The sequence below is a fragment of the Clostridium perfringens genome (assembly GCF_016027375.1).
GTDB lineage: Bacteria > Bacillota > Clostridia > Clostridiales > Clostridiaceae > Sarcina > Sarcina perfringens.
The window spans coordinates 1,797,553-1,817,988 of record NZ_CP065681.1 but is presented as its reverse complement, the minus strand read 5'-3'; the positions used below and the strand labels follow the sequence as shown (position 1 = coordinate 1,817,988).

Here is a 20,436-nt window from a genome sequence, read left to right as displayed (position 1 = left end):
GTTAATTTATTAACCTCTCCCCCTTTTAGCATATTAAATTTATTTTATGGCTTAAGTTTTAAAATAAATTTTTAATTCACTTTAAAACTAAAAATTATTTATTTTATCTTTTAATTTATTCCTGCATTTTACTGCGCTGGTGGTGTTTGCCCTGCATTAGGTGTTTGAGGTGTTGCATCAGGTGCTTGATTTGTAGCAGGTTGTGATGTTGATGGCTGAGTTGCCTCTTGTTTTGGCTCCTCTGGCTTTGCAGTAGCTGGCTGTTCTTGTTTTGGTGCTTCTTGCTTTGGTTGCTCAGCTTTTTTTGTTCCAACCTTTATAATTTCATCCTTTTGTTTATATACATCATGTCCTATTAATTTCTTATCTATTTCTTTTCCATTTTGATAAGTTACTAAATATCCTGATGACTTATATCCTGTAACTGGTCTTTGCTCAACAACTTTTTGTCCCTCTGGCAAATTAGGATCATCAACTGTTTTAACTGATGGTTTTAGAGTTTCATTTACTACAGTTTGTAATTCATAAGTTTTTCCATCCATACCTTGTACATTTCCATATATATTAAATGTTACATGTTTATTACTTGTATATCCTTGTATATATATTGGGAAATCATAAGGGTTTTTAAATTGATAGTCTAAAGATCCCCATGAAACTGTAGCATCTTCACTTGGGCCTGAATAAGTAGTTGTCATACTATGATTATGTCTCTCTGTTGGCATTATTCCAGCTCTTAAAACAGCTCTGTATAATGTTGTAGAAACTTGACAGATTCCTCCACCAGTAACCATTACTACTTTATTTCCTACGTAAGCCGCTCCATCTCTATATCCCTTAGCTGTGGTTCTTTCCCCTAAAGTATTATTATAACTAAATGTATCTCCTGGCATTAAAATAGTTCCATTAACCGTTTTAGCTGCAATTTCAACATTAGCACTTCTATTAGCATCTGAGCTTGTATAACTTGTTGTAAAACTTCCTATAACGCCGTCTATTTTTGAAAGCATTTCCTTAGTTATTTTTGGTTTTGTAACCTCTACAGGTACTTCCACAACTGAATTATCCTCTGGATTTGCATTTATAGCTTCTTTTACTAAAGAAACCATTTTATCTTCTTCTATGGCTCTTCCATCTTCGCCTTCTATTACACTTATATTACTACCATTTATACTTATGGTAGCATTTTTAGCATTTTGATTTACCATTTCAGTAAGTTTTTTCTCATAATCTGTTAACTTAGATTCATCATATTTAAAATCTAAATTTAATTCCTTTTTATCTTTTCCATTTATAAGGTTATTTTTCTCAAAAAGATTTAAATCTTTTCCATAATTCATAGCTTCATTAACAGTTTCATCTATATTATATTCTGGTGATAAATCAGAATATTTTATTTCAATACTTTTATCTGCCGCCTGAACTTTTATAGTTTTATGTTCTACAGGTTCTTTTACATCCTTCTCTAAAACCTCAATGGCCTTTTCCTTTGTCATTCCTGATAAATTTACATTTTCAACATATACGTTAGGATATATCTTATCATTCCACTCTTCAACTTTTTTCTGAATACTAACTATATATGCAACAATAGAACCTATTATAATTGCTAATACAATAACTATTGATATTATTATTTTCTTTTTGCTTTTAAGTAAGCCTGTGCTTGATTTCTTCTTTTCTTCTTTCACAATTACTCTCCTCTCTAAAACCTTCTAAAAAAACTATAATCTAAATATTACTAAAAATTATTACAATATAATAACATTTCTTATTATAACAAAATTTTTATAGCTTTTGGAGAAAAATTAAATAGAGCTAAAAAAATTTAACTCTATTTAACATAAAAACCAATCTATCCTAGGAATTCACCATTATTATCTAAAACATATTCAGTTCTTTCTTTCGAAAAATCTCCAGTAATATCAAAAGCTTCTATTGATATTCTTATTGGCTTTCCTTTTGGAAGATAAAATCTACTTTTATCAATTACAATTTTAGTTGCTTTTCTTGGTAATGTTCCTGCATAATTATCATTTACAAAAACATTATATCCATTTAAATCATCCTCTTTATTAGCTGTCCAATTAACAAATATTTTATTACCAGATATATATGCGTTTAGTCCAGTAACTGCAGAAGGTGGCATTAAACTATCTATGCTATTTGGCCCCCAGTTTAAATCTACCGGACTTCCAACTCCATCTAATTTTCCTTCATCAGTAAATTGCCACATAGTCCATCTCTTCCATCCTCCAACATTTGGTGGAATCCTTGGATTAGAAGGAATTCTAGTGTACATAGCAATCCATAAAGGCATATCACTTAAAGGGTATCCCTTTCCTGGAACTTTAAAATCATCATAGAGACCTATGAAGAATAATCCTGTATATAACATTAATCTTCTTCTAGTTTTTTCTTCAAATCTATCTCTAAATCTATCAATCCAATTTACAAGCTCTGTAGTAGTTAAGGATTTATCTGTAGGAGTTTCCACATCTAATACTGGAAATAGATCTCCATAGTCCCCATCTCCAAAACCCTGTTGCAAAACATCAATAAATTGATCTGCTTGAATAACAGCACTATCTAAATCCTTAGAAGGTTTAGCAAAATGATATGCACCACATGGAATTCCTAATCTTCTGCACTCTTTTGCAAACTCTAAAAACTTATTATCAATTCTTAGTTTACCTGTTCCAGAGCCTGAAGCTCTTAAATAAATAAAATCTGAATTTTTAGCTAGTGTTAAGAAATTAACATCTCTGCTAAATTCATTTAAATCTGGACCAAATGTACTTAATGGATTTTTATCTTGCATTAATACTCTCCCTGCAAAGTAGTTCTTACTATATAAAATATAATATTACAGGGAAAGTTGTTACTAAATAAAATTATTCTCTATTAACCTTTAAAGATTTTTCTATTATTGTATCTAAAAGTTCTTCAAAACTCATATTTATTCCTGCTGCACTTTTAGGGAATAAACTATTCTTTGTCATACCAGGTAATGTATTTACTTCTAATACATATGGAATATTATCCTTTACTAGCATGTCTACCCTAGCATATACATCACACTTTAATAACTTGTAAGTTTCTAAAGCCATTTTTTCTACTTCTTTATGAAGATCTTCATTTAATTTAACTATAAATTCATCTGCTCCTCCATCTTCATACTTTGAAGCTATATCAAAGAATTTTCCCTTTGGTTTTATAGCTAAAACAGGTAACATTTTTCCATCAATTATAGGACAAGTTATCTCATCACCTTTAATGTATTCTTCAATCATTACTTCTGTATCATATTTTAAGGCTTCTAACACAGCATCCTTAACTGCTTCTTTAGATTCAACTAAAGTTGTAGCAACTGATGATCCCCCATTATTAGGTTTTATAAATACTGGATAACCTAAATTTTCTATTTTTTCATAGTCTATTTCATCTACTGATGAAACCATTACCCATCTTGCTGTTCTAACATTTCCAAAGGCTAAAATTCTCTTTGTCATGTCCTTATCCATACATATAGCACTACTTAATGGACCACATCCTGAAAATGGTATTCCTAAAGTTTTAAGAACAGATTGAACAGTTCCATCTTCACCAAATTTTCCATGTAAAGCTAAAAGAGCAAAATCAATTCCTTTAACCTTCTCTATTAAATCTTCTTTTTCATTTAAAACTATAGGAATAGCTTCATATTTATCTTTATCTAAGGCATGAACTACAGAATTGCCACTTTGTATTGATATCTCTCTTTCTGAAGAAATGCCTCCCATTATTACTCCAACTTTCATATTTTTACCTCCAAATAGAAATAATTAAGGACTTGTCTTTTTTAAACAAGCCCTTAATATTATATCATTATCTTTTTAAAATAGAAAGTTTATGAAATCATTTAAACTTATTAAATCTCCTAATATATTTCATAAATATCAGCAAACTCTATTGATATTTTTTCAACCACTGTTTTATAATCTAAGCTTCCATTTTCGCAAACATCATTCTCCAATTTCACATTAGGTAGTAATATTGAAAATTCACTACCTGATTCATTACTTTCTCTTAAGAAAACTTTTCCTTCATGTAATTCCACTAAGGATTTAACCAAGGATAATCCTATTCCACTTCCTTCTTTATTTCTATTTAAGGATTTATCATTTTGTATAAATCTTTCAAAAATAAATTCTTTCATGTGTGATGGAATTCCTATACCTGTATCCTTAACCCTTATATCTACCCAAGTTTCATCTGCAAAAATACTAACTTCTATTTTTCCACCTGGCTCTGTAAATTTTATGGCATTAGATAATAAATTTAAAATTATTCTCTCAATTTTATCTGGGTCACATCTTATCTCTAATTCCTCACAATTAGTATCAAAGATTATATCTATATTCTTAGATTCTACATAAGGAATTACAGACATAGTTATATCTTCTGTAAGCTTTATTATGTCATAATTAATAAAGTCCATCTTAATAAAACCAGAGTCTATTTTTGTTATATCTATAAGATTATTTACAAGCCTTAACATCCTAAAACAATTTTGTTTTAAAGTTTTTTCATACTTATCATATAAATTAGCAAAGTTTGCCTTATTCTTTTTACTAGTGTTTAAAAGCTGTATGCATGAATATATTATGTTAATAGGAGTTCTAAGCTCATGAGATAAATTTGCAAAAAACTCACTTCTAACCTTGTCATATTGCTTTATTTCTTCAAATTTATTCTTTAATATTTCTATTTCTCTTACATCCTCTATATTTCTAGCAACTCTTACCCATCCTAAGGTATTATTTTTATTATCCTTAATTCTACTAGAAATGGATTCTAATTGAACCAACCCTTTTTTAGATCTTACCTTATCTATTGTTAAAATCTTATCTTCATTAAAATATTTGCTGTCTATTATATTTAAATTAGATTCAACTAATAATAAATCATAATAATTTTTTCCTATTAATTCTTCTTCACTATATCCTAAAACATCTATTACTGCTTTATTTACATAGCTTATTTTTCCTTCAACATCAATTGTAAATATTAAATCTTTTATATTTTCAGTAACTCCTCTAAGCCTTTGCTCCTCTAATTTTAAATTTTTCTCCATTTTGTATTCTTCTGTTATATCATTAATTCTAAGTACATAATAAAGATTTTTTTCTTTTTTTATTCTCTGAAGATTTATTTTTACAACTTCATCCTCTCCATTTAACTTTATTATACCTTTCCATTCCTTAGAATTTCTAAGCACACTTTCTATACAAATTATATTTTTATCATATAAAAATCCTTTAATTTGTTTTTCTAAATCAATATAAGTTTTATTTTCTCTATTTTCAGGTGATATTCTCTTACTTCTACATTTTTCATTTGCATAAAGAACCTTTAAATTGTTACTAAGTACTACAACTTCACTATTACAATCAAATTCTATTAGGTTAAAAAATGCACTTAGTTCTTCTTGCATAAAATTTTTATTTTTTATAACTTGAAGTAAATCAAAAAACATACCAAATACAAAGCTCATAAATGATATAAAATTAAAAAATACAATGTTTATTTTTATAAGATTATTATTAGTTATACTTAAAGAAAGGCCATAAACTAATTTTAATAACATAAGTGAAGCACTTATCATTATTACTAAATAAGTTATTTCTCTAAATTGAAAAATTCTAACTAAACAAAATATTATACAAGATATATATGTTAAAACTATTAAAACTAAAGTTAAATTATATATAAAATTATATGTATATATTCCTATGTTATAATTGACATTTAATATTTGTAATATAATCGTTACCAATATTACAAGTACTAAGGTTAATTTTTTATGTTTCCTTATAAAAGCATCAAAATTTTTAAGGCATAAAACAGCTAAAAGTAGTAATATCCCTCTAAATAAAAAACTAAATAAATTTAAGTCATAAACCTGATTTTCAACTATTTTTCCTGTTAAGACTATAAAAATCATTTCAGTAATAATACTTACATAAACAAGGGATATACCAAAGAACTCTTTTCGTTTAAGTCCTCTATAATATATAAAGCATATAGATAATATCATAATACAAAGAATTATTTGAGTCATTACTATAATTTCTTCAGCAGCATAAACTACACTTACATCCTTAAACAAATCTCTATTTAAGGCACAAATTAAATTTAACCCTTTTATAAAAAATAAACTAAGTAATATTACTGTGACTATTGCTATTCTTTTTAATGTTTTCTCTTTAATACCTAAATTGTTAAAAAGTCCAATTAACATATCTAAATTTTCCCCATTCTTATTTAGCATAGTACTTCTATTATATATTAAATAAATATTTAAAATAAGTAAAAATACCTCTTTTTTCAAAAATTTATTCATTTCTTCATAAAATTACTATATATTATTAATATTGACCTATTTATTTTTAACATCTAAAATGTTATTATAAAAATTTTAACAATTTAATAGGAGGATTAAATGAATAATAAAACAAAAGGTATAATTTTAATAACCATATCAGCACTTAGTTTTGCTCTTATGAGTACATTTGTAAAATTATCCGGTGATTTACCATCAATAGAAAAAAGTTTCTTTAGAAACTTAGTTAGTTGTTTTGTGGCATTTTATTTAGTGAAAAAAGATAATGCCTTACTTTTTGGACAGAAGGAAAATAGACTTTCTCTTATAGGACGTTCTGCTTTAGGAACCTTAGGAATTTGGGCTAATTACTATGCAATTGATAGATTAATATTATCAGATGCTACTATTCTTAATAAATTAAGTCCGTTTTTCGTTATTATATTTTCTTATTTATTCCTAAAAGAAAAATTAAAACCAATTCATATAATATGTCTTTTAGCTGCATTCTCTGGAGTTTTATTTATAGTTAGACCTTCTGGGAATTTAGCAAGTAACTTTATTCCTGCTATAATTGGACTTTGTTCAGCAGCCTTTGCTGGAGGTGCTTATACCTTTGTTAGATACTTAGGTGGTAAAGAAAAGGGAGCTACTATTGTTTTCTTCTTTTCTTTCTTCTCAATAGTAACTACTTTTCCTATTATGTTATTTCAATTTGAAACCTTTAGCTTAGAACAATTTGTATTTTTAATTCTTGCAGGGGTTGCCGCTTCTTGTGCTCAATTTGCATTAACAGCTGCCTATAAATATGCTCCAGCAAGAGATATTTCAATTTATGACTATACTCAAGTTATTTTCACAGCCTTAATAGGCTTTGTATTATTTGGAGATATACCAGATAAAATATCCCTAATAGGATATGCCTTAATTTTATTAGCATCTTTTTCTATATTTTTATATAATAAAAAAGAAGCTAGCAAATAAAAAAAGCTACACTATTTTGTGTAGCTTTTTATCTATTATTTTTAAAATAATCACAGTATTTATTTATCTTACATATATCACATTTAGGCTTTCTAGCTATACAACATCTTCTCCCGTGAAAAATTAAAAGATGATGGGTTAAGGACCATTCTTTTTTAGGTAATTCTTTTTGAAGTTGTTTTTCAGTTTCAAGTACATTATCTGAATGTGCTAAGCCAATTCTATTTGAAACTCTAAATACGTGAGTATCTACTGCAATAGATGGAACTCCAAAGGCATTTGATAAAACCACATTGGCAGTTTTTCTTCCAGCCCCAGCTAAAGAAGTTATTCCTTCCATAGTTTTAGGAACTTCTCCACCAAAATTTTCTTTTAATTGATGAACCATCATAATTAAATTTTTAGCTTTATTTCTATAAAGTCCTATTTGCTTTATTCTATCCTCTAGTTCCTCTTGACTTATAGTTAAAAAAGATTCTACATCTGGATAGTCTTTAAAAAGCCCTTTAGTTACCTCATTAACCTTTTTATCCGTAGTCTGTGCTGATAAAATAGTAGCAACTAAAAGTTGAAAGGGAGTTTCATAATTTAGCTCACATTTAGCATCTGGATACTCTTCTTTTAATATTTCTAATACCTCTTTAGTTCTCTTTTTCATAGTATATCCCCCTAATCCTTATATACCCCTCTATAATCTTCTGGTAAAAGATTGGCTATATTTTTCATAAGGTAATTTAAAGCCCTTTCTTCATACTCATGCTTTCCTTCATCTTTTTCTTTTTTTGGAAGGTCAATAGGAGTTCCAAACTTTATGTTAACCTTTGAATGATGAAACTTTTCTGCTCCCATATTTTCATCATTTATTGGCATAAGCTTTTCAGTTCCAGTCATTCCAAAAGGTACTATTTTGGCCTTTGTTAATCTTGCTATAAGTATAATTCCCTTTTTAGCTTCTATCATTTTTGCATTTCTACTTCTTGTTCCTTCTGGGAAAATAACTATATTTTCTCCACCCTTAACAGCCTTAACAATTTTGCTTAGGGATTCTCTGTCTGCTGAATTTGGCTTTATTTTTATATTTTTAACTAATCTTGTACCTATATTAGTTAAAGCCTCATCATTTAGCTTTACTCCAGCAATAAAATATGGATCATATTCTTTTTGTAAAACCTTATCTAAAACTAATCCATCTGCATTACTTAAATGATTTCCTATAAATATAAATGGACCCTCTTCCTTCTTTATTTTATCAAGTCCATAAACATTAAGGTCAGCATATTTATTTAAACATCCACCGATTAACTTTCCTGCTATTGGTTTAAAAATACTATCCGGTAATCTAACTAATATATTAGCTCCTATACGAGTAAACATAACTTTACCTCCTGTATCAAATTTTAACAATATATTATTATACATCATAAAAATTTAAAAGTCTATTTCTAAAATTTTTAAGACTTTCAGAATTTAATTCATAGTTTGATATATCTTCCTTATTAATTAAGACCTTTTTAATCATTATATTCCTTAAAATTGTATTTTTACCTCTCCATCCACAAGAAGTCTTTTTAAAAGTTTCATTAAATTCTTTTTTGCTTATTCTATGAAAATCTTCAAAAGAATCCTTTTGCATAAAAGTAAGAGGTTTAAAATCTTCTATATTTGTATAAGTTATTTCTTTATTATATGGACACTCTTTTTGACAGCTATCACATCCAAATATTCTTCCCTTCATAAGTTTTAAATATTTATCTTCTATATCTTTTTTCTGAGTTATATAAGACATACATGAATTAGTATTTTTCATCTTACTTCTATTTAAAACCTTAGTTGGGCAATTTTTATAGCATATCTCACAGGTACCACATTCCTTATGAGTTCTTAATTCCTCTAAAGTTCTTTCTTCTTCACACTGAATTTCTAAATCCGTAATTATTTCTCCTAAAAACACATAGGAACCATACTTTTTAGTGATTAGCATATTGTTTTTACCTATGAATCCTATATTACCTAAATATGCAATATATCTTTCAGGTAATGAATTACTATCAACTAAAGAAATTGCCCGTCCCCCTAAAGACTCTATATATTCGCTTATCTTCTTAAGGAAATTAGAGACAACATAATGATAGTCCATTCCTCTAGTATAAACTGAAAATCCATTATCAACATAGTCTTCATCATATAAATAAGGAAAAGCAATTGTTATTATGGTCTTCCCGTCTTCCATGTACACATTAGGATTTACTCTTTTCTCTATATCCTGTTCCTCAAACTCATTTTCAAACCCTTTATCTTTTCTTATATTGTACACCTCTTCAAGTTCTGAAAATCTTCTACACTTTACAAATCCCACAGTATCTAATCCTAAAGATTTACAAAACTCTAAAATCTTTTCCTTCAAAAATTATCACCTCAAACTAAAAAAGACTATATTAAATTTTTAGTTAGTAAATGTAAAACATATGGTTTTAATTTTTCTCTAACTAATAAAATTTATATATAGTCTTATTATAAACCAAATAATAAAAATTGGCATATTTATAAATTAATTTTTAATAACTGCTGGAATTCCAACAGCGGTTTTTCCCTTTGGAACATTCTTTAATACTACAGAGTTTGCTCCTATTTTTGCTCCATCGCCTATACTTATAGGCCCTAAAATTTTAGCCCCACATCCAATAATAACATTATTTCCTATAGTTGGATGTCTCTTACCCTTGTCCTTTCCAGTTCCTCCAAGAGTAACTCCATGATATATAGTTACATTATCTCCTATTTCTGCAGTTTCTCCTATTACAACACCCATTCCATGATCTATAAAAAGCCCTTTTCCTATTTTTGCCCCTGGATGAATTTCTATACCTGTAAAAAATCTTCCTAACTGAGAAATTAATCGTGCTAGAAAAAATAATTTTATCTTATATAGTCCATGTGCTATTCTATAAAATATCAAAACATGTATGCTTTGGTAAAGCAATAAAACCTCTAGTTTTGTTCTAGCCGCTGGATCATTTTTCATAACATTTTCTATATCATATTTTAAATTTTTGAACAAAATTTTCACTCCTACAAATTACTCATATAGCCCTGTTGAAAAATATTTTTCTCCTCCATCAGGTGCTATAACTAACACTTTTTTATCTTTTGCTATATTTTCTAAAATATCCTTTGCCCCTTTTAATGCAGCTCCAGAAGATATACCTACTAGAACTCCTTCTTTATCAGCAAAGTTTTTTGCCATAGTGTATGCATCTTCATTTTTAACTTTTATTATTTCATCAACTACTGATGAATCATATATTTTTGGTACGAATCCAGCACCTATTCCTTGAATTTTATGAGGACCAGAATTTTCTCCTGATAATACAGCTGAATCACTAGGTTCTACAGCAATTATTTTTATATTAGGATTATATTCCTTTAATTTTCTTCCTACTCCTGTAATAGTTCCTCCAGTTCCTACCCCTGCAATAAATACATCTAAATCTGGAATATCTCTTATTATTTCCTCTGCAGTAGTTTCATAATGTTTTTTAGCATTAGCTTCATTTAAAAACTGTTGAGGCATGAAATATCCCTTTGTACTAGCTAACCTCTCTGCTTCTTCAATAGCTCCCTTCATTCCTTTGCTTCCTTCAGTTAAAATTATCTCTGCACCATAAGCTTTGATCATATCTCTTCTTTCTTTACTCATTGTCTCTGGCATAGTTATAATAACTTTATATCCTTTAATTTTACCAATCATAGCTATGGCAATTCCTGTGTTTCCACTAGTTGGTTCTACTATAACTCCATTTTCTTTTAATAATCCATTTTTTTCAGCTTCTTCTATCATTCCTAAAGCTGCTCTATCTTTTATACTTCCTCCTGGATTAAATTTTTCAAGCTTAACAAATACATTATTCCCTTCAAATAAATTATTTGCTTTTAATATTGGTGTGTTTCCTATTAAACTTAAAAGACTGTTAAAAACCATATAAATTTCCTCCTTAAAAATATAATAAAAAGGCCTTACACTATTTAGAGACGAAGCTTTTTACTCCGTGGTTCCACTCTAATTAGGTAAAGACCTCACTTAATCAAGTACTATAAATACTCTATCACGTTAACGGGTGATACTCGAAAATTTCTACTTATAACTTTTCGAAATTCCTGTTCAAAAGCGCACTTCTTATAAAGCTTTGGTGAAAGATTTCCAGCACCACTTTCTCTCTGTGACCTATCCTTATAATACTTTACTTTATCACAACATTTATCCGACTATTTTGATATGAATTATATACTTTATTATATTCTTTTATTAAAATTTGTCAACTAATCTGTGTACTTTTTCTTAAATTTTCTTTTTAAGTTGTTAGGAATTAATTCATCAACTATATCGTGAATAAGAACCATACCAACTAATTTTTCTTCATAGTCCACAACAGGAATAGATATTAAATCATACTTTGTTGATTTTTCTATGGCATCCTCTATAGTACTATCTATATTAACACTTATGGAAGATGTGTGCATAATTTCCTTAAGTCTCTTATTTTCTTCATTCATTATTAAATCTCTTAAAGTTACAACTCCATTTAATCTATCTTCTTCATCAGTTATATAAACATAGTACATAACTTCTTCATCTGCATCTAATTCTCTTAAAAGTTCTATAGTCTCTTTTACAGTAAGATCTAAATTAAAAGATATAAAATCCTTGTTCATTATACTACCTACAGATTCATCTGAATATCCCATAAGCTCTTTAACTTCTTCTGCGTCTTCATTTTCTAAGGCAATTAATACTTTTTCTCTTTCTTCCTCATCTAGTTCATCTATAATGTCTGCTATTTCGTCATTTGGAATATTTTCAAAAAGCTCTGCAGTTTTAGAATGGGAAAGTCCCTTTATTATACTGCTTTGTACTTCTGGTTCTATTTCTTCTAAGGTATCTGCAGCTAAATCTTCATCTAAGCTATCGAAGACTTTTTTTCTGTTTATGGCATCAAGTTCTTCAAGTATATCTGCTAAGTCAGCTGGATGTAATTTTTGAAGCTTTTTATATGGAATAGCTAACTTTAAGTTATCATTAATCATTTCTAAAGACTCAACATCTTCCCACATAATAACTTTTTCTTGAAACTTTTCTTTAAAAACTTTAGCTAATAATTTTCCTAGTCCCTCTAATCCATTACGTCTAAACTTTACTATCTTCCCAGTTTCAACAGCTATTACCCTAAACTCACCTGCTATTTTTACTATTCTTAAATCATCAACCTTAACTACTTTTTTCCCATTTATATCTACTATTTTTCTATCTAATAAATTTTGAGATAAAAGATAGCTATAATTTCTAGGTAATATCTCTCTACTACCCCTTATTTGTATTTTAAATTTCCCATTATCTTTTTGGTAAAAATCTATATTTTTAAACTCATAATCAAATATGACTCCATCTCTCTTTACTTTATATCCTATAATTCTTGGATAACCATCCTCTGTAGTTACATAAACATCCTTTAAAACTCCTAGGACTTCATTGAATTCATCATATATTTTCTTATTGATTATGTTACTGTATAAAAACATTGTTAATTTGTTCATCCAGCTCTCCTCCTTTTTAATTTTAAAAAAATTTTAAAATTAAATTTCATTTTTAAGAAAAGGAGAAGTATATTATAAGTTTAATCTAATCTAGAAAATAACTTCCCTCTTTTCTTATAATATTTAATTTAAAATTGCACCTATCTTCTCGAGGGCTATCTTCCATTTAGTTTCACCACCTATAAATAAAAAATTACATAACTCTCTAATTTATTATATTATATAAACTCTAAAATGCAACGTTTTGTCAATATTTAAATAAAATTATTTCATTTCTCATTTGACTTTATCACTTCATCATGATAAAGTATTAGTGTAATAAATCGAAAGGAGAAAGATATGAAAAAGTTATTATTTTTATTAATTAACATAGTAATTTTATCTATTCTTATTTTTGGTTGTTCCTCAAAGAAAATAGAATCTAAAAAAGATAATAACACAGTAATTATAGGAATAGATGATACTTTCGTTCCTATGGGTTTTAAAAATGAAAAAGGGGACATAGTTGGTTTTGATGTTGATATAGCAAAAGAAGCTTTTAAGCGTATGAATTTAAAAGTTATTTTTCAACCAATAGATTGGTCAATGAAAGAAACTGAACTTACTAATGGAAATATAGATTTGATTTGGAATGGATACACCATGACACATGAAAGAGAAAAAAAAGTTGCATTTACAAATTCATACTTAAAAAATAGACAAGTTATAGTTACCCTTTCTAATTCTAATATAAATACCTTAAATGATCTAAAAGGGAAAACTGTAACTACTCAAGATGGTTCTAGCTCTCTTGATACCTTATTTGAAAATCCAGAACTAACTAAATCCTTTAAAAATGGAGAGCCTGTACTTTTTGATAGCTTTAATGATTGCTTTATGGATTTAGAAGCTGGAAGAAGTGACGCAGTTGTTTGTGATGAAATTCTTGCTCAGTATTATATTTTTAAAAATGACCCTAGTAAATTTCATGTTCTTACTGAAGACTTAGGGGAAGAAAGTTATAGCATAGGACTTAGAAAAAATTCTAATTTAATAGATCCTTTAAATAAAACTTTAGAAGATATGAAAGAAGATGGAACTATAGCTAAAATATCTAATAAATGGTTTGGAAAAGATTTAGAGAAATAAGGAGGTATTAACTTTGAATTATATTATTACTTTAATGCCCTCAATAATAGAAGGCTTAAAAAATACATTAGGTGTTTTTATATTAACACTACTTTTATCTATTCCTTTAGGAATAATAGTTACAATACTTAGATTATCAAATATTAAAATAGTAAACTTTATATCATCTTTATATGTTTTAGTTATGCGTGGAACCCCCTTATTATTACAACTAATATTTATATTTTTTGGACTACCAATAATAGGAGTTAGCATAGATAGATTCCCATCCGCCATAATAGCATTCACCTTAAATTACGCAGCTTATTTTGGCGAAATATTTAGATCTGGTATAAAAGATATTGATAAAGGACAATTTGAAGCAAGTAAAATCCTAGGTCTTTCAAAATGGTTTACCTTTAAAAAGATAATTCTTCCTCAATCATTTAAAAAGACTTTGCCTTCAATTGCTAATGAAGTTATTACCTTAGTTAAAGATACATCCTTAGTTTATGTAGTTGGCATAGGTGAACTTTTAAGAGCTGGTAAAATTGCAAGTAACAGAGATGCTTCTCTCCTTCCCTTGTTTTTAATAGGCATAATATATCTACTGTTAATAGGAATTCTAACTAAAATATTTAATAGGTTAGAGAAAAAATATTCATATTATAATTAGGAGGATTAAAAATGATAGAAATAAAAAACTTAGAGAAATCCTTTAAGGGTAATAAAATATTAGAAAACATCTCCTTTACTCTTAAGGAAGGAGAAATATTAACCTTACTAGGCCCCTCTGGAGCTGGTAAAACAACAATACTTAGAATTTTAAATGGACTTGAAACCTGTGACTTTGGAGATATAACCTTAGATTCTTTAAAAATTTGCGAAAAGGGAATATATAAAGATTCCAAAGCACAAAAGGAAATTCACAAAAAAATAGGACTAGTATTTCAAACATTTAACCTTTTTCCTCATATGAATATTTTAGAAAACTTAATTTTAGCTCCAATGCACACTCTAAACCTTTCTCTAGAAGAGGCTACTAAAAAAGCATTACAAATTCTTTCTAAACTTTCTTTAGAAGATAAAGCTAAATCTTACCCTTGTGAACTATCAGGTGGGCAAAAACAAAGAGTTGCCATTTCTAGAGCTTTAATGTTAAACCCTAAATATATATGTTTTGATGAACCTACCTCAGCCTTAGACCCATCTTTAACTAAGGATGTTTCAAATATTATAAAATCCTTAGCTAAGGAAAATATTGGAGTATTAATAATAACCCATGATATGGAATTTGCAAAAGAGGTCTCTTCAAGAATTATAAAATTAGATTCTGGGAAAATATTAGAGGATATACCTTCAAAAGAATTTTGGATCTAATAATCCACTTAACTTTTAAAAGTTTATTTTAAGTCTATTATTACCTAAAAAATAAGGGAATATATCAAAATTACTTAAGTAAAACTTATAAACAGTATAAAGAGAATTACTAGACTTTGACTTTCACTTAGAATCTAGTAATTCTCAGAATCTGTTTATAAGTTTTATTATTAACTCTTGATACAGTCCCTTATAGAAATTCTATTTTTCTTAAAAGTTAAAACTATATAAAAACCTAAAATACATAATATTAGCTCACTAATTATAGCACCATTTAAAAATTTAACTCCTAATAATTCTAAGGAGTTTTCTATTATTATAAAAGCTAAGGTCACCCCTAAAAATACTATACCTTTTTTATCAGAATGGTTTTCCTTTTTAAAAAGTATCAAAAAGCTTAATATAGCTACTAAAAAAAGAATATATATGGATTTAAGTAAAATTTGTTTTTCCGTTGTAATTACGTAACCATATTCCCAAGACATCTTAAAAAAAGGTTTAAAAATAGCTATGACTCCAATATAAAATCCTGTTAATACTATTGGTGCAAATTTAAAAAACTGAAAATTTATCTTATCACTTCTAAGTAAAATATAAAAGGCTATTAATGCCATTAAAGGAATATATATTATATCTAAAAAACCTACATATTTAAATAAACTTATATACCTTTGATCACTTACTAAAGCTAGTGCTATTAAGGATACGATTCTTATAATTTGCAACAAAAAAGCTATACCTATTATATTTTTTATTTTTTTAGGTGAATACCTATAATTTTCTACTAAATTACTTATAGTAATGAAAATTATAAGAAACAATACTGTGTAATAAATAAATGTTTGATTCATAATTCCTCCTAATTTATTTCTCACCTATCTTGTTTACATATTAAATCTCATTACTATAAGTTATTATTTATATTACTTATTTATTCCTAAAACTTGTATTCCATCTTTAATACATTGAACTCTTAATGGGAAATCTGGCCCTCTCTCTCCATCTATATCTGTAACTATTTCCTCATCAGACTCTATAAGAAGCTCATCTGTTCTTATATACTCAATTCTAGAATCTTCTAAGTGTTCTCCCTTTAATACCTTTATAAACATAGGTATTAATTCTGGAATATGACAAGCCTTAAATATAACTATATCTAAAAGTCCATCCTGAACCTTAGCCTTAGTTGCTAATTTAAAGTTTCCTGCTGTTTGACCATTAAACACAAGCATTAAATATATAGGCTCATTAAATACCTTGCCATTAGCAGTTATTTTAACATCTAGTTTTCTAAAGTTAGGCAATTCTTCTAAACCTTTTAAATAATATGCTAATTTACCTATTGTATTTTTTAAATTTGTATCTGTTTTTTGAGATACATCAGTAAATAATCCTGTAGATAATACATTTACAAAGTAATTATCATTTACCTTACCTAGGTCTACTCCAACTGCATAAGAATCTAATATTTGCTCAACACATGCACCTGCATCTTGAGGCATACCTAAATGTTTTGCAAAGTCATTTGCTGTTCCCACTGGAATAATTCCTATTGGAATTTCTATTCCTCTTTTTTTCATAGCATTTACAACAGTGTCTATAGTTCCATCTCCACCTGCAATCAGTATGTATTCATAAGTAGAATCTACTATATCTAGAGCATTTATTACATCTACTCCCCTTTGAATTCTATAGGGAACTATAGTATATCCCTTATCTTGATGCATAGTGATTATTTTATCAAGTTCCTTTAAAATAGCATTCTCTCCCGAATATGGGTTATATATAAATCTTACTTTCTTCAATGTCTTACCCTCCACTTTTAATTACTTACTATAAATAAATTAAATTGATATTTCTTTCAATTAATGGTATCATTTTTAATATATTATACAAACCCTACAATATTATAAAATTATATCATTTGTTAATCCTATTGTCGATAATGCTGTATAAGTAATTACATTTTGACTTATACTAAAAATTATGCAATAATATCTATGTTTTAACTTTTTATTCACAATTAGTCCAAAGTTATTTTGTTCTAAGATATATTTAATTTTGGGATTTACATTAATATAATTTTATTATTGTTAATATTTTTATTAGGAGTGATTATATGAGAAAAAGTAGTATACCAAATATATTTACTTTTATAAACCTATCTTTTGGTATATTATCATTATTAGCAACATTTAAATCAGAGTATTTATTAGCAGCAATATTTATACTTCTTGCTGGATTAGTTGATAGATATGACGGAAGAGTTGCTCGTTATTTAAATGTTTCTAGTGATCTTGGTAAGGAACTAGATTCTTTAGCGGATTTAGTATCATTTGGTGTGGCACCATCAGTATTAACTTTTGTATTTTATAATTTTGAATCTTTAGGTCCTATGGGAATTATAGGTTATGCATTATTACTTTGCTTCCCTATTTGTGGAGCTTTCAGATTAGCTAGATACAATGCAACTGAATTTGACGGTGTATTTAGAGGAGTACCTATAACTATTGCTGGAGCTGTTGTTGCTTTATTTATTTTATTATCAATAAAGTTTACTTTAAATATTTTATTCCCAGTAGTAATTTTAGTTGTATTCTCTTACTTAATGGTTAGTAATTTACAATTAAAGAAATTTTAACAAAAAATCCTATTAAAGAATTTTCTTTAATAGGATTTTTTATTATTTATTCTTCTTCCTCTCTATTAGAGTTTTCAAAAAGTAAGTCCTGCTCTACTTCAGTTTGTATTATATCCTTTGAAGCCTTTTCCATTATAAATTTAGATTTAAGTTTTATATACTTAATATAAGCTTCTTCATTATCCTTAATGACCTCTAAAATAGAATCTATTATCTTTCCCATTTCATCAACTCTATCTAAGGCATCATCTAAATCTCTCTTTCTAACTTTGGATATATTATTTAATTCTCCAGCAGCTCCAACTAAAAGTCTATAGGTATTAGCATAACTACTTAAAACAACACTTAAATTATTAACTTCTTTAAAATGTTTTCTAAAAATCTCGATTTGTCCCATTTAAAATTCTCCTCTTTAATACTAACATTCATTTAAAAGTCTAAAGTATCCTTGAGGGAATCTACATAGAGGACAATTCATTGGAGCTTCCTTTCCTTCATGGATATATCCACAATTTGTACATACCCATTTCACAGGTTCTTTTGATGAATATAAACTTTTTGATTTAATCTTATCATAAAAGTCCATATATCTTTCATTATGAGATTCCTCTACCTCTCTAAGTTCCTTAAAAAAGTCTGCTATTTCCTCATAGCCTTCACTACGTGCTGTTTCTTCAAACTCTTTATATATTTCTTTAAATTCATCACTTTCCCCCATAGCTGCTACCATAAGGTTATCTGCTATATCTCCTACATTACCTAAAAATCTTCTAAAAACTTCTCTAGCATGAGCATATTCATTCTTAGCAGTTTCATCAAAGATATCTGCTATCCAATGTTGTTCTTCCTCTCTTGCCTCTTCAGCAAATAAATTATATTTTGTTCGAGCACGACATTCTCCTGCAAAGGTTTTGTAAAGATTTTTTTCAGTTTGAGATCCTTTTAAACTTTTCATATTAACTCCATATTTTATATTATTTATATTCTATAATATGAAAGTTTTTTCCTATTCATCACACATAAATAATATATCTGACCCATCTTTACCCTTACTACTTAAATTTACCTTTCTTCCCCATAAAATATTTATATACTTTAAGGTTTTCTTTGCATAATTAGCTTCTAATTCTCTTCCATCAAAAACATGCTCTAAATTTAAAGTCATATCTTTTTTATTTAGCTCTCTAACTCTAATATGTGGAATAGAGCTTACACCGCATTCATCTGCAATAAGATTCCTAATACTCTTCCATCCTAAATCATCAGAAACTTCCTCTACAACATAATCAAATCCCTTTTTAACATACTGGAATAAATTAAGCTCCTCACAAAGCTCCCTAGTTAAATATTTTCTTATAAAGGAATTATCTCTTTCTAATGCTCTTACTTCAAAGATCTTTTCTCTGCCATACCTTTTTTCTATATCCTGAAAAATTCTAAAACCTATATAATAAGGGTTAAGTCCATAAGAAACAGGAGCCACAACATCATTATGTCTTTTTAAAAACTCTAAATGAAGTCCCTGTGGTAAATTTAACTTTTTCAAAATATTATAATGCCAATAACTTGCCCAGCCTTCATTCATTATCTTAGTCTCTATTTGTGGTAAAAAGTATAAGCTTTCTCTTCTAACTATTTTTAGAATATTTTTTTCCCACTCTTCTAAATTACTATAGTCTATTATAAACTGAATAATATCATCATCTGGATTAAGTGGAATTTTACTTATATCAGGAGGAAGTATTTCTTCCATAGAGTCTAAAATACCTCTATTTTCTTTTTTCTTATTAAATATCTCTAATACTCTTTTTCTCTGCTCATCTTGCGACTCCCTCTTTTCACCTATAACCCTTGGCACTTGATATCTTATGGAATGAGCAGAATCTAATATTCTTTCAACTTGGCTATAACCTATACTTGGATCATTTATATATCCTCTTATAGTATCTGCATCTAGCTTAAACATTTCTAAAGCATTATTTGCATCTGTTCCTTCTTTAAACAATCTATTATTTTTAAAGAAATCATTATGACCATATACATGAGCCATAGTTAATATTTGAAGCAATAAAGTGTTATCCTTCATTAAATAAGCTAGGCAAGGATTAGAATTTATAACCATCTCATATGGTAATCCTGTCATATTTAATGAATATAAGGTTTTATTCTTTTCATAAGCCTTACCATAACTCCAATGTGGATATTTAGAAGGCATTCCTACATATGCTTCATAACTTAGCATTTCATTATAGCCTATAATTTCATATTCCTGAGGATAATAATCTAGTCCTTCACTCTTTGCTATTTCTTCTATCTTATTGTTCCATCCTTCTAAATCTTTTAAATTATAATCCATATTTAAAGCCCCTTA

20 protein-coding genes and 1 other annotated feature are annotated in these 20,436 nt (G+C 27.8%); of the genes, 5 read left to right on the top strand and 15 right to left on the bottom strand.

From position 1 onward, the window contains the following. Positions 1–128: 128 nt before the first annotated feature. The 4 genes from I6G60_RS08810 to I6G60_RS08795 all read right to left on the bottom strand — a co-directional run bounded on the left by I6G60_RS08810 (position 129) and on the right by I6G60_RS08795 (position 6,385). The gene (locus tag I6G60_RS08810) at positions 129–1,691 is read right to left on the bottom strand and encodes a VanW family protein (protein ID WP_011590749.1); all 1,563 of its coding nucleotides are present in this window, start codon (positions 1,689–1,691) and stop codon (positions 129–131) included. Positions 1,692–1,855: 164 nt separating this feature from the next. After that, positions 1,856–2,821, bottom strand: a complete 966-nt coding sequence (locus I6G60_RS08805; protein ID WP_003481377.1) for a glycoside hydrolase family 25 protein — start codon at positions 2,819–2,821, stop codon at positions 1,856–1,858. Between the two features lie 73 nt (positions 2,822–2,894). Next, positions 2,895–3,800 carry a D-alanine--D-alanine ligase gene (locus I6G60_RS08800; protein ID WP_003481378.1) on the bottom strand — a complete coding sequence of 302 codons (906 nt, stop codon included), beginning with the start codon at positions 3,798–3,800 and terminating at the stop codon, positions 2,895–2,897. A gap of 119 nt (positions 3,801–3,919) precedes the next feature. Continuing rightward, positions 3,920–6,385 carry a PAS domain-containing sensor histidine kinase gene (locus tag I6G60_RS08795; RefSeq protein WP_197925242.1) on the bottom strand — a complete coding sequence of 822 codons (2,466 nt, stop codon included), beginning with the start codon at positions 6,383–6,385 and terminating at the stop codon, positions 3,920–3,922. 99 nt (positions 6,386–6,484) lie between these two features. On the opposite strand from I6G60_RS08795, the gene I6G60_RS08790 reads away from it, so the two are divergent. After that, positions 6,485–7,348, top strand: a complete 864-nt coding sequence (locus I6G60_RS08790; protein ID WP_003470184.1) for a DMT family transporter — start codon at positions 6,485–6,487, stop codon at positions 7,346–7,348. Positions 7,349–7,376: 28 nt separating this feature from the next. On the opposite strand, the gene nth is transcribed toward I6G60_RS08790, so the two are convergent. The 6 genes from nth to I6G60_RS08760 all read right to left on the bottom strand — a co-directional run bounded on the left by nth (position 7,377) and on the right by I6G60_RS08760 (position 12,937). After that, positions 7,377–8,006, bottom strand: coding sequence for an endonuclease III (gene nth / locus I6G60_RS08785; protein WP_057231524.1), 630 nt, complete (start codon positions 8,004–8,006; stop codon positions 7,377–7,379). A gap of 11 nt (positions 8,007–8,017) precedes the next feature. Then, a complete protein-coding gene (locus tag I6G60_RS08780; RefSeq protein WP_003477926.1) occupies positions 8,018–8,722 on the bottom strand; it encodes a lysophospholipid acyltransferase family protein in 705 nt (234 codons plus the stop codon). A 37-nt stretch (positions 8,723–8,759) separates the two neighbouring features. Then, positions 8,760–9,752: a tRNA epoxyqueuosine(34) reductase QueG gene (queG, locus tag I6G60_RS08775; RefSeq protein ID WP_060670501.1), complete on the bottom strand. Its 993-nt coding sequence runs from the start codon at positions 9,750–9,752 to the stop codon at positions 8,760–8,762. A 144-nt stretch (positions 9,753–9,896) separates the two neighbouring features. Next, positions 9,897–10,406, bottom strand: a complete 510-nt coding sequence (epsC, locus tag I6G60_RS08770) for a serine O-acetyltransferase EpsC (RefSeq protein ID WP_003450775.1) — start codon at positions 10,404–10,406, stop codon at positions 9,897–9,899. A gap of 18 nt (positions 10,407–10,424) precedes the next feature. Then, a complete protein-coding gene (gene cysK / locus I6G60_RS08765; protein ID WP_110016228.1) occupies positions 10,425–11,327 on the bottom strand; it encodes a cysteine synthase A in 903 nt (300 codons plus the stop codon). 43 nt (positions 11,328–11,370) lie between these two features. Then, positions 11,371–11,607 (bottom strand) — a binding site (T-box leader). 58 nt (positions 11,608–11,665) lie between these two features. Next, positions 11,666–12,937, bottom strand: coding sequence for a magnesium transporter (locus I6G60_RS08760; RefSeq protein WP_003477931.1), 1,272 nt, complete (start codon positions 12,935–12,937; stop codon positions 11,666–11,668). Positions 12,938–13,276: 339 nt separating this feature from the next. On the opposite strand from I6G60_RS08760, the gene I6G60_RS08755 reads away from it, so the two are divergent. Genes I6G60_RS08755 through I6G60_RS08745 form a run of 3 tightly spaced genes read left to right on the top strand, consistent with a single transcriptional unit; the run spans position 13,277 to position 15,424 of the window. Continuing rightward, entirely contained in the window at positions 13,277–14,065 is a 789-nt protein-coding gene (locus tag I6G60_RS08755; protein ID WP_110016227.1) for an amino acid ABC transporter substrate-binding protein, read from the top strand. A gap of 13 nt (positions 14,066–14,078) precedes the next feature. Then, positions 14,079–14,720: an amino acid ABC transporter permease gene (locus tag I6G60_RS08750; protein WP_110016226.1), complete on the top strand. Its 642-nt coding sequence runs from the start codon at positions 14,079–14,081 to the stop codon at positions 14,718–14,720. Positions 14,721–14,731: 11 nt separating this feature from the next. Beyond that, positions 14,732–15,424 (top strand): amino acid ABC transporter ATP-binding protein, encoded by a 693-nt coding sequence (locus I6G60_RS08745; protein ID WP_003460594.1) that lies wholly within the window; start codon positions 14,732–14,734, stop codon positions 15,422–15,424. Between the two features lie 170 nt (positions 15,425–15,594). Here I6G60_RS08745 and I6G60_RS08740 read toward each other — a convergent pair whose 3' ends face one another. After that, entirely contained in the window at positions 15,595–16,275 is a 681-nt protein-coding gene (locus I6G60_RS08740) for a hypothetical protein (RefSeq protein ID WP_110016225.1), read from the bottom strand. Between the two features lie 72 nt (positions 16,276–16,347). After that, a complete protein-coding gene (locus I6G60_RS08735; RefSeq protein ID WP_003460604.1) occupies positions 16,348–17,229 on the bottom strand; it encodes a YegS/Rv2252/BmrU family lipid kinase in 882 nt (293 codons plus the stop codon). Between the two features lie 314 nt (positions 17,230–17,543). On the opposite strand from I6G60_RS08735, the gene pssA reads away from it, so the two are divergent. Further along, positions 17,544–18,065, top strand: a complete 522-nt coding sequence (pssA, locus tag I6G60_RS08730; protein WP_003453570.1) for a CDP-diacylglycerol--serine O-phosphatidyltransferase — start codon at positions 17,544–17,546, stop codon at positions 18,063–18,065. 46 nt (positions 18,066–18,111) lie between these two features. Here the strand turns inward: pssA and I6G60_RS08725 are convergent, their stop codons facing one another. The 3 genes from I6G60_RS08725 to I6G60_RS08715 are packed head-to-tail and all read right to left on the bottom strand — an operon-like array spanning position 18,112 to position 20,421. Next, a complete protein-coding gene (locus I6G60_RS08725; protein ID WP_003453576.1) occupies positions 18,112–18,462 on the bottom strand; it encodes a hypothetical protein in 351 nt (116 codons plus the stop codon). A gap of 21 nt (positions 18,463–18,483) precedes the next feature. Continuing rightward, complete coding sequence (locus I6G60_RS08720; protein WP_003473134.1) at positions 18,484–19,020, bottom strand: rubrerythrin family protein; 537 nt, start codon at positions 19,018–19,020, stop codon at positions 18,484–18,486. 51 nt (positions 19,021–19,071) lie between these two features. Then, a complete protein-coding gene (locus I6G60_RS08715) occupies positions 19,072–20,421 on the bottom strand; it encodes a SpoVR family protein (protein ID WP_003460596.1) in 1,350 nt (449 codons plus the stop codon). Positions 20,422–20,436 lie beyond the last annotated feature (15 nt).

Excerpts from the sequence above, each read along its gene's own strand:
- I6G60_RS08755 (WP_110016227.1), top strand. The coding sequence starts at position 13,277 with ATGAAAAAGTTATTATTTTTATTAATTAACATAGTAATTTTATCTATT.
- nth (WP_057231524.1), bottom strand. The coding sequence starts at position 8,006 with ATGAAAAAGAGAACTAAAGAGGTATTAGAAATATTAAAAGAAGAGTAT.
- I6G60_RS08740 (WP_110016225.1), bottom strand. The coding sequence starts at position 16,275 with ATGAATCAAACATTTATTTATTACACAGTATTGTTTCTTATAATTTTC.
- cysK (WP_110016228.1), bottom strand. The coding sequence starts at position 11,327 with ATGGTTTTTAACAGTCTTTTAAGTTTAATAGGAAACACACCAATATTA.
- I6G60_RS08715 (WP_003460596.1), bottom strand. The coding sequence starts at position 20,421 with ATGGATTATAATTTAAAAGATTTAGAAGGATGGAACAATAAGATAGAA.
- I6G60_RS08725 (WP_003453576.1), bottom strand. The coding sequence starts at position 18,462 with ATGGGACAAATCGAGATTTTTAGAAAACATTTTAAAGAAGTTAATAAT.
- I6G60_RS08780 (WP_003477926.1), bottom strand. The coding sequence starts at position 8,722 with ATGTTTACTCGTATAGGAGCTAATATATTAGTTAGATTACCGGATAGT.
- I6G60_RS08795 (WP_197925242.1), bottom strand. The coding sequence starts at position 6,385 with ATGAATAAATTTTTGAAAAAAGAGGTATTTTTACTTATTTTAAATATT.
- I6G60_RS08745 (WP_003460594.1), top strand. The coding sequence starts at position 14,732 with ATGATAGAAATAAAAAACTTAGAGAAATCCTTTAAGGGTAATAAAATA.
- I6G60_RS08790 (WP_003470184.1), top strand. The coding sequence starts at position 6,485 with ATGAATAATAAAACAAAAGGTATAATTTTAATAACCATATCAGCACTT.
- I6G60_RS08760 (WP_003477931.1), bottom strand. The coding sequence starts at position 12,937 with ATGAACAAATTAACAATGTTTTTATACAGTAACATAATCAATAAGAAA.
- I6G60_RS08805 (WP_003481377.1), bottom strand. The coding sequence starts at position 2,821 with ATGCAAGATAAAAATCCATTAAGTACATTTGGTCCAGATTTAAATGAA.
- pssA (WP_003453570.1), top strand. The coding sequence starts at position 17,544 with ATGAGAAAAAGTAGTATACCAAATATATTTACTTTTATAAACCTATCT.
- I6G60_RS08720 (WP_003473134.1), bottom strand. The coding sequence starts at position 19,020 with ATGAAAAGTTTAAAAGGATCTCAAACTGAAAAAAATCTTTACAAAACC.
- I6G60_RS08800 (WP_003481378.1), bottom strand. The coding sequence starts at position 3,800 with ATGAAAGTTGGAGTAATAATGGGAGGCATTTCTTCAGAAAGAGAGATA.